The 13,504-nt window shown below is 44.3% G+C and carries 14 protein-coding genes; 12 read left to right on the top strand and 2 right to left on the bottom strand.

Annotated elements, in window-relative coordinates:
- Nucleotides 1–282 precede the first annotated feature (282 nt).
- The 9 genes from ACFSO0_RS02605 (at nucleotide 283) to ACFSO0_RS02565 (ending at nucleotide 9,775) form a co-directional block, all read left to right on the top strand.
- On the top strand, nucleotides 283–717 hold the full coding sequence (locus tag ACFSO0_RS02605; RefSeq protein WP_376875926.1) for a hypothetical protein: 435 nt from the start codon (nucleotides 283–285) through the stop codon (nucleotides 715–717).
- Nucleotides 718–876: 159 nt separating this feature from the next.
- Nucleotides 877–1,398 (top strand): hypothetical protein, encoded by a 522-nt coding sequence (locus tag ACFSO0_RS02600; protein WP_376875923.1) that lies wholly within the window; start codon nucleotides 877–879, stop codon nucleotides 1,396–1,398.
- A gap of 79 nt (nucleotides 1,399–1,477) precedes the next feature.
- Nucleotides 1,478–4,408, top strand: coding sequence for a bifunctional DNA primase/polymerase (locus ACFSO0_RS02595; RefSeq protein ID WP_376875920.1), 2,931 nt, complete (start codon nucleotides 1,478–1,480; stop codon nucleotides 4,406–4,408).
- Nucleotides 4,409–4,792: 384 nt separating this feature from the next.
- The gene (locus tag ACFSO0_RS02590) at nucleotides 4,793–5,200 is read left to right on the top strand and encodes a hypothetical protein (RefSeq protein ID WP_376875917.1); all 408 of its coding nucleotides are present in this window, start codon (nucleotides 4,793–4,795) and stop codon (nucleotides 5,198–5,200) included.
- A complete protein-coding gene (radC, locus tag ACFSO0_RS02585; protein WP_376875914.1) occupies nucleotides 5,197–5,826 on the top strand; it encodes a RadC family protein in 630 nt (209 codons plus the stop codon). Before ACFSO0_RS02590 ends, radC begins: the two co-directional genes overlap by 4 nt.
- Nucleotide 5,827: 1 nt before the next feature.
- Nucleotides 5,828–6,136 (top strand): DUF960 family protein, encoded by a 309-nt coding sequence (locus ACFSO0_RS02580; protein WP_376875911.1) that lies wholly within the window; start codon nucleotides 5,828–5,830, stop codon nucleotides 6,134–6,136.
- Between the two features lie 188 nt (nucleotides 6,137–6,324).
- The gene (locus ACFSO0_RS02575) at nucleotides 6,325–6,558 is read left to right on the top strand and encodes a hypothetical protein (protein ID WP_376875908.1); all 234 of its coding nucleotides are present in this window, start codon (nucleotides 6,325–6,327) and stop codon (nucleotides 6,556–6,558) included.
- A 15-nt stretch (nucleotides 6,559–6,573) separates the two neighbouring features.
- Nucleotides 6,574–8,100 (top strand): recombinase family protein, encoded by a 1,527-nt coding sequence (locus ACFSO0_RS02570; protein WP_376875905.1) that lies wholly within the window; start codon nucleotides 6,574–6,576, stop codon nucleotides 8,098–8,100.
- Nucleotides 8,101–8,113: 13 nt separating this feature from the next.
- Nucleotides 8,114–9,775 carry a recombinase family protein gene (locus ACFSO0_RS02565; RefSeq protein WP_376875902.1) on the top strand — a complete coding sequence of 554 codons (1,662 nt, stop codon included), beginning with the start codon at nucleotides 8,114–8,116 and terminating at the stop codon, nucleotides 9,773–9,775.
- Between the two features lie 3 nt (nucleotides 9,776–9,778).
- On the opposite strand, the gene ACFSO0_RS02560 is transcribed toward ACFSO0_RS02565, so the two are convergent.
- Nucleotides 9,779–10,051: a hypothetical protein gene (locus ACFSO0_RS02560; protein WP_376875899.1), complete on the bottom strand. Its 273-nt coding sequence runs from the start codon at nucleotides 10,049–10,051 to the stop codon at nucleotides 9,779–9,781.
- A 120-nt stretch (nucleotides 10,052–10,171) separates the two neighbouring features.
- Complete coding sequence (locus ACFSO0_RS02555) at nucleotides 10,172–10,513, bottom strand: helix-turn-helix domain-containing protein (protein ID WP_376875896.1); 342 nt, start codon at nucleotides 10,511–10,513, stop codon at nucleotides 10,172–10,174.
- A gap of 322 nt (nucleotides 10,514–10,835) precedes the next feature.
- On the opposite strand from ACFSO0_RS02555, the gene ACFSO0_RS02550 reads away from it, so the two are divergent.
- The 3 genes from ACFSO0_RS02550 to ACFSO0_RS02540 all read left to right on the top strand — a co-directional run bounded on the left by ACFSO0_RS02550 (nucleotide 10,836) and on the right by ACFSO0_RS02540 (nucleotide 13,447).
- On the top strand, nucleotides 10,836–11,738 hold the full coding sequence (locus ACFSO0_RS02550) for a tetratricopeptide repeat protein (RefSeq protein WP_376875893.1): 903 nt from the start codon (nucleotides 10,836–10,838) through the stop codon (nucleotides 11,736–11,738).
- A 58-nt stretch (nucleotides 11,739–11,796) separates the two neighbouring features.
- Nucleotides 11,797–12,849, top strand: coding sequence for a hypothetical protein (locus ACFSO0_RS02545; protein WP_376875890.1), 1,053 nt, complete (start codon nucleotides 11,797–11,799; stop codon nucleotides 12,847–12,849).
- 115 nt (nucleotides 12,850–12,964) lie between these two features.
- Nucleotides 12,965–13,447: a hypothetical protein gene (locus tag ACFSO0_RS02540; RefSeq protein WP_376875888.1), complete on the top strand. Its 483-nt coding sequence runs from the start codon at nucleotides 12,965–12,967 to the stop codon at nucleotides 13,445–13,447.
- Nucleotides 13,448–13,504 lie beyond the last annotated feature (57 nt).

The following is a 13,504-nucleotide window of genomic DNA, read 5'->3' as shown; positions in this document are numbered from 1 at the left end:
GCTTACATCTGTCACCGGATGCTAAAAGATGTAAAAAAACTGAAGCCGAGACCAAATCGGGTTAGCCTTACATCCAGAGGTGTACAAGCCGAATGGGTATTGCCGAAGCCGATTACGTTTCACACACAGGATGAGGTTGATCGGTTTGTAGATCAGATCAATAAGGGCTTCAAGAAGAACTGGTTTGCACGACAATACTCTCTCGACTTGATACCAGTGTGTAATTGTTAGCTAGCAAGATCGTATAATCCCGCCAGCAAATAAAAAGGAGTGAAATCTACAATGAAACTCAGAGTTCTTCTTAAACAGCATGGTGTGCAGGCCACAGAAAATATTATCAATGTTCTACTTGGTAGTCATAGAGCAAAATTTCACTTTGGCTTGGGTTTTGAGTATATCGACGAGTTCTCGTTTTTTATGCCGTATTATAACGTTATTGTACAGGACCCTCATGAAGAAAATGAACGTGAGCGCCTGATTGAGAAAATTAAGCAATCAACAACTGGAATTACCGGGATAAAGAGTGTAGATGGTCAACTCATTATTGGATGCGAGGCTGAAGAAGGTCCGTTCGTCGTAACAATCGACGATGTTGCCTATATAGCCAACAGCTTTTTTGGTCCGAAGGTTGTTACCAGATTGACAGATTTACAAGTTTCAAATTTCCAACTTGAGTTTCTCATCGACCAAATTAGTATGCCTCTTGAAGAGGAGTAAACACGAGAAGCACCGGTTACCCAATAAAGTTAAGAGATAGCAAGATCGAATATGGCAAAGGGGTAAATCCCTGTTTGCCGCCTGATCGCACTATATGTAATGAAAAATCCGGCCAAGTACGATAAACCACAATCATTAAACGGAAGGAATGAAAAATATATGAAACACAACGTAACTTTCATCGATACTCGCAATGAAATTAAAGACACTTTCAACTTCATGTATGAGCATGTTCGTTATCAGCAGGGTACTTTTTTGCAAGAAATACAAGTTGTTATTACAGGCTTCAATGGGATACGTTTTGCTAAAGTTACGGACCCCATTGAAAAAGATTGTATGATACAACAGCTTTTATGGGAACTATTTAACATTACTGACCATTGCACAAGTAATGTTACTATTTCTGATTCTGAAATAATTGTAAGTTGGGCATTACCGCTTCATATCAACATAGAGTGCTTTACTGCTAAAGAAATTAATGAAATTGAAGACAATGTAAAATTGTTCCTTATGCAGATAGACGGAATCATTATTGAAGATTGTAGCTTACTTATGGTTACGGACGCTAGTACTGATGAAGAGTTGGCTTATTTCCGTGACACCGTCTTTTTCCAGAATCAGGTTTGCAAAATGCTTGGGCTTCAGATGTCCTTAAAAGTAACTCCTCATGTAACTAGATAAAATGGCATTTATGGTCGGCAAAGTGGCTGTAGCCACTTTGCCCAAGTCATCGCAAAAAATGCAATAAAGAGGGATAGTAATGGATAACACCGATCTTGTAAACAACTTAGCTGATAATAGTGAAGGAAATTCTGCTTCAACTCAAGACTACGATACATCTATTAAGTCATACGCCATTTGGTATGCCGAAAACAACTTTCCCATCATCCCACTTTGCCCGCATAACCATGAAGGGATGAGTGAGCATCACCTAAGCGTTTGCATTAAACCAGGAAAAACGCCACTACTAAAAGGCTGGTCACAGCGAGAAGTTCCTTTCCTAGAAGAGATAGAAAAATGGTACCGATACTGGCCAAAAGCAAACATTGGTCTGATTTTAGGCAGCGTCTCCGGTTTGGTTGCTGTCGATGTAGACGGCGAATTCGGGGAACTTACACTGGAAGATTGGAGTCAAGGTAATTTGCCCCCTACATGGGAGTTTACGACCCCAGGCGGTGGGCGCAGGTTGCTTTATGCTATCCCAGAAGGGGTTACTTTGACTAAACATTCCGAAGCAGATCGCAACAATTATCATGAAGAGTGCGCTTTGCTTGGAGAAGGTCAACAAACCGTTATCCCGCCTTCCATTCATCAGAACGGAGGGATCTATGAATGGGTGGAAGGCAGAGCTCCGTGGGACCTAGAATGTGCCGAAGCACCTGAGTGGATGATTCAGAAGATGTCGAAAAAACAAACGGCAGCCAAAAAACCAATTGGGCAACAGGATCAAGCCAAAATTGACGTAATTCAAACCTTGTCAGAAAAGTGTCCCATGTTTCGGCAGGCAGTGCAGGTGCAAAACGGGAACGGTTTGTCTGAAGAAGAGTGGTTTCGCTGGGTGTCGTTGCTTGTCAAAGCTGGATATGCTGAACAAGCTCTACATTTTTCAAAAGCATCCACCAAACATGATAAACGTAGTTCCAGCCGGATAGAAGAACTAAAGTGTTCAAGCAATGGGACGTACGGACCGACACGTTGCTCAACCTTTGGTTGTGATGAATCTCAGATACAGCGTTGTTTCGGTAAAATTCGTACCAATGAGCAAAATGAAATCACAAACAGTCCAGCTCAGTTCATCATGCAAAACTCAAAAAAACCAGATTCTCAAGGGATGGAGAAGTGGGTGCAGCTTGTAAAAAATACGAAATACCACATAGATCAGCAAGGCAACCTATGTGGGGTTTCTTACAAGAAGGACGGATTCCCTAAATATACACCATTGGCCAACTTTATGGTGAAAGCGACAAGGATAGTTTGCAAAGATGACGGGGTGGAGCGGCAGATGCACTATCAAATGGAAGGAATCATTATAAAAACACAGCAAGAACTCAACCCCATTCTTGTCCCTGCTGCTGATTTTCCTGGCTTGACTTGGCTACATCAATGGGGATTGGCTCCCAATATAGAACCAGGTCATTTGGCAAAAGATCAGGTTCGGCATGCCATTCAGACGTTTTCTCAGGATCTTCAGCATGAAAATGTGTATACCCACTTAGGTTGGCGTAGGATTGACGGACAATGGTGCTATCTCCATGCTGGAGGATGTGTTGGCCCAAGTAATGTAAAGGTTGAAGTCGACGACCGGCTCCGTAGGTACAAGTTGCCTGAAAATGTGGACGATCCTATAGCAGCCATGAAAGCCAGCCTCAGTTTGTTGGATCTTGCACCTAAGAAGGTCACTTTGCCTTTGTTTGCCCTGATGTTCCTTGCCCCATTGTGTGAATGGCTACGTTCTGTGGATTTAGAACCAGCCTTCATCCTTTGGCTACATGGGGAATCGGGTGCGAGAAAATCATCATTGGCGGCACTTTTTCTGTGTCACTTTGGATCGTTTACGCCAAAAACGCCTCCGCTTAATTTCAAGGATTCAATGAATTCGATGGAAAAAAGGACGTTTGATTGCAAGGATTCTGTTTTGCTGATCGATGACTATCATCCTTCGGCCAACCCACAGGACGCAAAGAAAATGGAGCAGACAGCCCAACAATTGATGCGTACCTACGGAGATCGAGTCAGCCGGGGGCGAATGAGACAAGACACATCCTTACGCAGAGATTATCCCCCACGGGGATTGGCACTTATAACAGGTGAAGACCTAATTAGCGGGCAATCGAGTAACGCCCGTTATGTCAAAACAGAACTTCGACCGGGTGAGTTAGATTTAGTGAAATTAAGCGAAGGTCAGTCCCAATCGAATCTGTTGGGACAGGCTATGCGCGGGTACCTGGAATGGCTGGCGACAACCATGGAAGAAACACCTAAAAATGAATTATATACTCTATTCCAAGAAAAAAGGGATTCGGCGCTTCCAAGCCAGCAGCATGGAAGATTGGCTGAAGCGGCAGCATGGCTCTTTCTGGGTCTCCACTTTGCTTTAGAGTACGCGAGCAGTATTGGTGCGGTAGAAACAGCAGAGAAAGATCGTTTGTTGGACGAGGGATGGAAAGTGCTCCTTTCCCTATCTGAGCAACAGGGAGAGCGAGTATCGGATGTCATGCCAAGCACCCGCTTCCTCAGTGTAATCTCTGAACTTCTGGCAAACAAATCCATCCATACTCTGCCGACTGAAGCAAGGACTGATGACCTCTCACTCGTATCGTCTAATAGCACACTGGTAGGCTGGCATGACAAAGACTACTACTATTTCCTTCCTGATGTGATCTACAATACGGTTTCCAGCTTTCTGGCTAGACAGGGAGAGCATCTCCCAGTAACATCTAGCACTCTCTGGCAACAGTTGGAGCGGCAAGGAATCATACGTGTAGAGGAAGAGGAAACAGACGGAAAAGTGAGAACCCGCCGACTAATCAAAAAGAGGGTGGGGACCAATAATCGTCCCAGATTGCTTTGGGTCAAGGCTGAACACATTCGAGGCGAAGAAGCAGGTAGGCGAACAGCTAATAGAGGGAGACAAAGACCCATTCCCAGTCACCAGTCACCTGAAATCCAACAAATCTTCGAAGTGGAATAATGGGGCAATACCCCCTCAACACTCGGGTCAGGGGGCGCTAACTTCTCCATGGGAGGCAAGGACTTCTAGCAATTTCGCCCCCAAAGCCCCCAATAAAATGATAAATACAATAAAAAAGCCCCCCCTCTCTGACAAAATAATCTCCCTGTCTACAGCAAGGCAGGGGGGAATTGGGGGCGCAATGGGAGTTCTCGATAAAGTATCAAGGAAAATCTAGTGCCCAATCGCCGAACAATAGGTGGGTGTCTCCACTATTTTTAGGGGCTGGGTACGGTTCTCCCATCCTGATTCAACAGAGGAAAAGGAGAAAACGTATTATCTAAATTTTCAGATATTTAATATTTCCTTGAATCTGTTGTCAACACCTGTACAGGAGGGATTTCCTTGAGAATTATCATGACAGCGGCTGACGTAACAATGCTGCGTCAAGCCAATGTACTACCACTTGACTACATGAACTACCTGGAAGAAGAGTTTCTCGGACTCTACCACGCTCTCGGATGTGATCAACCATTAGAGGGCTGGTCTCTTGAAAGAGATGGCTACATGGTTGTGATCGAAGCAGGTGACCACAATTTGCAGCCAGTCGGGCTCACGGATGGCTTGCGCCAATCCACGCCGGAGTTTGTGGAACTGGTCACGACAGGGAATCAGCCACTCTACCGGATCGGAGTACTTTACAACAATGACTTTATGATGTTGTTCTACACATTGGTTGGTATCCATGACGCTGAAACGGAAACATGGCTGCGAGAAATGGCAGAACAAGATGGGAGGGGGGAGAAGTCATGACACTTTGCAGAAAGTCCTCCTCTAATCTCTGCTACAGTCAAATGCCCGACGACCAGTTGCTCGCATCCATTGTTTCCGAAACATCCGCCCAGCACTTGCTTAGCCGGTACGGCAACCTAAAAGAAGTACTTCTCTACTCCCATCAATTAGAGCTTGAACGGATTCCTGGCATCGGTAAGGCTAAGGCGATCCAGTTGAAGGCAATAGCCGAGTTGGTAGCCCGAATCATCCAGGGTGAACAGAAATCCAAAATTTTTGTCCGATCACCCAGAGACATCATGGACCTAGTATCAGACATGCAATTGTTGCGGGTGGAACAATTTCGGGTGCTATACTTTAACACCAAAAACAGGTTGATGCATCTAGAGACGATCACGCAAGGGACAGTAGATGCAACGGTAATTACGCCGAGAGAAATCTTTTCTCCTGCTGTTCGCCTCTTGTCCAGTTCCGTTGTTCTTGTGCACAATCACCCATCGGGCGACCCAACCCCTTCCTACGAAGATCGTGAGGTAACCCAGCGAATTGTAGATGCGGGTACGGCTCTCGGCATTCAAGTGCTTGATCACGTAATTATCGGAGCAGGGACCTATTACAGCTTCAAGGAGCAGGGGGTAGTCATATAAAATGTTTTCCTCGAAACGCTACGTTACCAAGGGTGTGCACGACGAAGTGGGACAAGATATTCAACAATTGCTATGGAGTATTATCGATGTTCGCAAAAATCGCGGCGATACAATGGATTATTTACAGGCGTTTGAACTGTTCGTTGAAGTACAAGAGGGACGAGCAGTACAAAAAGTGTGTAACCGGCAGGAGCAGCCTTATCACCAAGAAACGATTACATTCAAGTCCGTTGAACGCCCTATACAAACCACCATCTGGGTCATCGACAGCGGTGATTACTGCACCATGCTGTACCCGCATGAGTACTAAGGTGGTGAGAAGATGTTGTGTAAAATTCTCCGCATTGTCTTGATTATACTGCCAGTTATTCTCCAGGTGCTTTGTTCCGACAAGTTTATAACAGACACACCGTTTACACCAATTGTTTAAAGTGCCATGTCCCCCTTCTGAAAGTGGAAGGTACGGAAGGGGGATTGATACCGAAAGGAGTTTTTCTTGTGATCACTCATGCGCAAACTGCGAACCAGCGTTATTCACTGATGCTTGATATCCTCTCTGACATGATTTTGAATCATGCCAGCAAACTTGAAGCAAAGGACAAAATGCCAAAGACTCCACGCCCCGATTGGAGTTTCTTTCTCCAGAAGCTGGATCGTGAGGCCGACGACGAAATGGATCGCGAATTGACCGCACAATTGCTTGGCACCTACGACTATAAGATTATCGCCTGATGGAGTGTTGGGGTCATGCCAGATCAGAACAGTGTTGCCATCTACGTCCGAGTCAGTACGGAAGAACAGGCGGAGCATGGCTATAGTATAGAAGCGCAACTTGAACTCCTTCGCCAACATTGTCAGGCCCATCATAAAACGATTTTCAGAGAGTACGTGGATGGTGGGGTATCAGGCAAGTCGGTTCACGGCAGAAAAGCCTTGCAGAGTCTACTGCGGGACGCAAAACAGCAGCGCTTTCGGGAAGTGCTGATCTGGAAAGTGAATCGCATGGCCCGAAATGTTGTGGATTTGATGGAGATCGTCCAAACCTTGCACGAATATGACTGCACGCTCCATTCCCTTAGCGAAAGTTTTGACAGCCAGACCCCGATCGGCAAATTTATCTTGCAAATGCTAGGCGCAACAGCAGAGTTTGAGAGAAATACGATTATCGAAAACACGAGAATGGGGATGCAGCAACGTGCAAAGGCAGGTATTTACTGCAATACGCCAATCCTGGGTTACGAACTTGTGCCAGATGACACGGGAGAGACTCGCTTTTGTGTACACGAAGGAGAAGCCAGTTTAATCCGGCATATTTTTCAGCTTTATGCCTGTGGCAAAGGATTGAGAGCCATTGTCAATCAGTTGAATCGGGAAGGATTCACTACCAAGAAGGGCAAACCTTTCTCGATTGCGATTGTACGGGACATACTTCTGAATCCCGTGTATTTTGGCAAGGTTCGTTACACCGCATTGGATGGCCAGAGTGTAGTCGTTGATGGCCAACATGAAGCAATTATTTCGACCGAGTTATGGGAGCACGTGCAACAACAATATGCTTCTGCTCCCAGGTCGGTCAAAAAAATTGTAAAACGTAGCTATCCATTGACAGGCATCTTGAAATGCCCCTTATGCGGAAGTGGAATGATTGCCCATCACATAAGAAAACGGAACAAAAATGGGAGCATGCGATTGTACCACTACTATGTATGCAGTAATTACACCAACAAAGGCCGAACAGTCTGCAAGCCAAACAGCATACCGGCTGAAAAAGTGGAGAAAGTAGTCTGGTGCCAAGTTGGACACTTTCTTTCCAACCCTGTGTTGGTTCAGGATATTGTAGAGCATGCAAACAGTAAACAACGGGAACGAATTATTCCATTGCAGCTAGAGTTGGAGCGAATAGAAAAAGACTTGGAACAGCTTCAACAGCGGAGACAGAAATACCTTGTTTTGTTTGAACAGGATGGCATGGAGCAACGTGATTTGGTGGAACGACTGAGAGAGCTAAAGGATCAGATCCAGGCTCTCATGCAAAAAAAGCAGGAAATCATCCAAGAAATCGAGGCGCAAGAAAGAGAACTTGTTCCGCTGCCAACCATTCTGGCTGCTCTCAATCAATGGAAAAAGGTTCTGAGTGTTGCCTCCCCAGATCAAAAAAACTCCTTGTTACGTGTATTGGTTGACCAAATTACGATCAATGCACAGAGGGAATTGGAGAGCGTAACCATAGATTTCGGGGAGGCTTTGCGCAAGCAACGTGACGTATCAGCGTAGAAAGGAGAAGCAAATGGAACACAAAACTGTTCGTGTCGCCATATATGCACGTGTAAGTACAGAGGAACAGGCAGAACACGGTTATAGCATAGATGCTCAACTGGACACCTTGCGAAATTACTGCAAAATGTACGGCAAGACCGTTTATGGCGAGTATGTTGATCGGGGCGTATCCGGCAAGTCAATTGAAGGACGTTATGAACTGCAACGCTTGCTTCGAGATGTTGAAACAGGTGAAATTGACGAGGTAATCGTGTGGAAGATGAATCGTCTTGCCCGAAAAACCATCGACCTGTTGAAGATGGTGGATCACTTCAGCAAATACAAAGTTGCGTTCCGCAGTTTCACCGAGAACTTTGAAACGGAAACTGCCATGGGCAAGTTTGCCCTACAAATGCTTGCCGCTGTTGGTGAATTGGAGCGAAACACCATTGTGGATAATGTGAAGATGGGCATGAAGCAAAGAGCGAGAACAGGCAATTACAATGGCGGACTTGTGCTCGGATATAGAAGCCTTGCTACAGGTGATAAGCGAAGCAAAGGAAGCAGCTTGGAGATTGTACCGGAAGAAGCCGCCATAGTCAGAAAGATTTTTGAACTGTATGCCTCTGGGAAAGGGTTGCGTGCCATTGCTAACCAACTGAATCATGAAGGCCACAAAACGAAACTGGGCAACCCATTTAGTACGACCGCCGTTAAAGAAATTGTGACCAATCCGCTCTATGCTGGCATTATAAGATACAACCGATTTGAGAACTGGAATGAAAGACGGCGCAAAGGCAAAAATCCTGATCCCATTATCGTAGAAGGCAAACATGAACCGATAATTCCGAAAGAACTGTGGGAAAAGGTTCAGGTGCTTCACAACGAAAAGTCCAAGGTGAATCCCCGTGTGTTTGATGGTCAATACCTTCTCACCGGACTCATCCGTTGCCCCGAGTGCGGAGCGCCAATGGTGGCGAACCGAACCAAGAACAGGCTGAAAAATGGTACATTTATCATTCGTCGATACTATTCATGCAGCAACTTCCGCAACAAAGGTTCGGCAATATGTCATGCCAACAGTGTGGGTGCTGATTATGCCGAGCAGTACGTCCTTGACCGAATCCGTGAAGTCATATCAGAGCCTCGGATTTTGCAAGACCTTGTGGCAACGATTAACCACCGGAAGTCAAGCACGATTGGTCCGCTCAAGCAGGAATGGCAGTCAATCGAAACGAAACTTGCGGCCATAGAGGAGAAACGCAAGAAATATTTCTCTTTGTATGAAGAGGATGCCATCGACAGAGAGATGTTTGTCACGCGACTTGATCAACTTTCAGATGAATCAGAAGCGTTGCTCCAACGTAAAGCGGAGATCGAACATGAGATGGGCTCTGAAAATGATGAGCCAATCACAGCCGAATACATCCAGGGCGTACTGCAGCAATTCGATTCCTTAATCCAATTGGCTACCCTGGAACAGAAAAAATCGTTGCTTCGCTTAATGATCAAAGAGATTCACATCAATGAGAAACGAGAGATTACATCTATTGTGATGACATTCAACGAACAATCGCAAACGCTTTTTTTAGGAGTAGACCCTTCCGCCATGCAAGCGGAAGGGTCGTTATTTTTGTCCAAAGAGAAGGTACATTTGTTTAGTGCGCCAAAGCGATTTACTCTCATTTTGTAATAATTAACCATGAAGGGAAGGAGGAGCGTACTTTTTCATCTGGCAGGAGAGAAGAGTTTTTTCTATTCGTGTCTGCAAAAGGTCGCCGCGCATTTTCCCCTCCATTTGGTGTATGGACTGAATGATCTCACTCATCGTATTTGCACTTCCGTCAAGATTTTGTTTGTAGATGTAGTCCAGCAAAAGAGTAATAATCTCCTCGCAGGTTTGGATGTTACGGATCAATTCATCTTCCTTGCAAACCACGTGTTCATACTGTTGGGACAGATTTTGCATGGTAGGACCTCCTTATGTCTAACGTAATTCTAATTAACGATTCACAGGCTAACGGCAGAATCCTACTTCTGCTTTGACAAAAATGAAAAAATCCTCCTTCTTTACTTGCAGAAGGGGGATTTACTTTCGTTTCCGGTCATCCCATTCCAATATGGTTTGGACCAGATGCAGCACCATCGCCTGATCTTCAACTGGTCGCTGGGACAGCAGTTCAACAATTTTGGTTAAACCTGTTTGTCGATGCTTGGGGTCAATTGACTGAAACAGTTCTTCCAATGAGATCCCTAGTCCTGTTGTTACTTTATACAGCGTTTCGATGGTCAGGTTCTTTTCACCGCGTTCAATTTGTCCAATGTAGTTCGTATGGAGGCCAGACAGTTCAGCCAATTTGTCTTGACTCCATCCTTTTTCTTTGCGCAGAAAACGTAACTGTTCGCCTAGCTTTTGCAAGAGATCGTCCATTGTCGTACCACCTCTTACTCAGCTTAAAGCAGGGAAATTGGGTTTTTAACACACGATAGATGTTATTTGACCACACAACAACATTTATAGATAATATTTAGTAAGAATTTACTATCTATAGTGTTACTTTTTAAAGCAAAGAACTACTATTTATGACTTGACTAATGGAATCGGAAGAAAAAGGAGTCTGTCAACCATGTGGGATGTTTTGGCGAGTACGGGTTTTTTCGGCTGTATCCTCTGTGTAATAGGGACAGTGATCTTCGCGATTAAGCGAAGGTCCCTTTGGAAAAAGTGCTTGGCACTCGGAGGACTATGTTTTGTGATCTTTATAGTCGCAGTAATGAATATACCTCCAGATCCAGAAAAACTAAAAAAAGAGTTAGCAGCTTCTCAGGCTTCGTTTGCTCAGGGTAGTAAGGCTCTCGAAGTGAAGCATTATGAGGAAGCATTAACAGCGTTTCAACAGGTAGCAAAGGCGGACACGAAAAATTACCAGGAAGCCCAGTCCAAGATTGCGGAACTTTCCCGTCAAGTTGCGCAAATCAAGTTGGAAAAAGCGATTCAGCTTTATGAAGCAGAAAAATACAAAGAGGCACAAGGTCTGCTTGAGCAGGTGGTTGAATTAGACCCAAGCATCGCACGAGCCCATTTGTATCTTGGGCTAGTGAACCTTGATCCCTTGGAATCAAACACGAGCAGTTATGGACAAGTGAATCAGGCTATCGAATCTTCCCCGATACTAACCTACGGTGATCTTGTTCGAAGAGAGGAGTCCATTGAAAAAAATGAATCTCTCCACAAACAGGCCAGAGAGTATATCGACTCCATGCAGGATGCCATTGATTCCAGCGCAAAGAGCGTGACAAAAGCCATCGAACTTGACCCAACCTATAAGGAAGCGTTGGGTGCATCGGATGTTCTACGAATGCTGGAGCAATTACTTGAGAAAATGGATCAGTACCATAAGAAATGCATTGAAATTGCGGATAAGCATCAAGACATTCTCGCTTTGGAGAAGAAGTGGAAAAAGACCTGGGATTCTGGCGATTTTAAAAAGTTGGATGAAATTGACCCGGAAATAAGACAAGAGATTCAGGAAATTCAAGAGGAGTTAGAAAAAACGAAAGCCGAAGCAGCGTCGCTTTCCGAGGAGATTTCCTCTATTCAAAAGCAAGGACAAGCCAAGATGAAACAAATGAAAATAATATTCCCCAATCTTTAATGAAGGTGAATCTGCAATATTTGTGAACCCAAACTGCTATGAACGGAGAGAAATATTTATGAAAAAGAATCTAATCGTTTTCTTGTTAATTGTTCTTGTCGTAATAGGCGGATTTGTGGGATGGCAGCAGTACAGTAAAAATGAATATTCCAAGAAACTAAAAAATGCAATGGCTCTGATCATAACTGAAAGTGAGAAAGCCCAAGAAATGGCTGAAACGTATAACCAAGTTTGGAGACAAGCCTTAGATGGCGGAGTTGAGATTGATGGTCAGACAACGGATGATTTTAACGAAGCCTTGAATTTGCAGGCCGAATCTTTCAAGAAACAGGGGAAAATTGATCAAGTTAACAACGGAAAAAAAGAAGTCGATAAGGCAATGCAATCCGTGAACAATCCACCTTCCGATCTGAAAAAGGCATATGAGACAGCATTTGAGCTCTATGGTACATACTCGGAAATGGTGAAACTAGCCAATTTCCCATCCGGTACGCTACTTGAATTCAACAGGAAAATCGATGACTTGGCGGCTAACATCGACAAGCAAAAGAGCCAATTTAATGTACTGATTCCGATAGATGATATCTTAAACGCAAAAGCGTCAAATGGCGGCGATAACCACAGTAATCCCGGTTCCACTAATACGAACCAAACGGAAGCTGAAGCTCCTTTAAAAGAAACAACAGGCGTGAGCCAGCCAACAAGTACTACAACAACTAGTGAACCCAGTAGCACAGACTCCAGTCAAAACAATGCCGATACTGATATGATGAAAGACCTGGCACAGTTTAATGGTACTTGGAATGATCAGACCGAAGATGGAGCGGGTGATGCTATCACGATTACTTTTAAGGACGGACGCAATGCTACGATTTCGTTAGGCTCCTCAACGAGCGGCGCGGCTATGTTTACTGATACGGGTGATATCGAGGTAACATTTAACGAAAAAGGTGAAGCGAATTTTACTTTTATGGACAGTTATTCAGGAATCACAGGAAAAGGAACCGTTACACTCGGAGACAAACAAGTTACGGTGACGACGAAACTTGATTCTGAACCGCAAGAATTCAGTATCTTTCAAGGAACAAAAACTTTCACTAAAAAGAGGTAATGGAAATAACATATCACTAAGACCCTTTTCGCATTGATGCAAAAAGGGTCTTCTTTTTGCTAGTTTTCAAAGCTGGGCCAAAATCTTTTATGAATGATTAAGGAGCGAAATATTCATGAAACAAGTAAATGAGCTAATTCTGGATCGACTAAAAGCAGAATTTGAACATAACCACTTGAAACCCGGCAGTATAGAATCAGATACGAACGTTTGGATTTTAGCCGCTTCTATTATTCCTTTTGAAGAGAATACCGAGAACTCAGCCTTTCTGCCTTATAACCTTAAAGGGGCAAACGGCTACGACGAACAAACCGACGTACAGACAAGAGATTATTACTTGTCTCAGGGAACCCCTACACATATTGTAAGAGTTGTACTCGGCATGAGTTCACCGGCTGGCACTTCGCCATATGTTGATGGAACAGATGTATATCTTGTTGTTGACATCAAAAAACAAACCGCTAATTTCATATGGGAAGAAGTGTGGGCGGTAGAAGCGCCGAAGTTTCATGGGGGTACTATTCCACATGCAATGGCATGGGTAAGACAGATGACGGAACCATTGTTTATACAGTACGATGACCCCTTTATAATATAAAGGGATAAAGTATCGCTTAGAAATAATAGAACATTGTACGATATCCTATAAAGTTAT

This window comes from Brevibacillus sp. GCM10020057 (assembly GCF_042683565.1).
Lineage (GTDB): Bacteria > Bacillota > Bacilli > Brevibacillales > Brevibacillaceae > Brevibacillus.
Note: the sequence above shows the minus strand (reverse complement) of the source record. Positions and strands in the feature narration are given on the sequence as shown.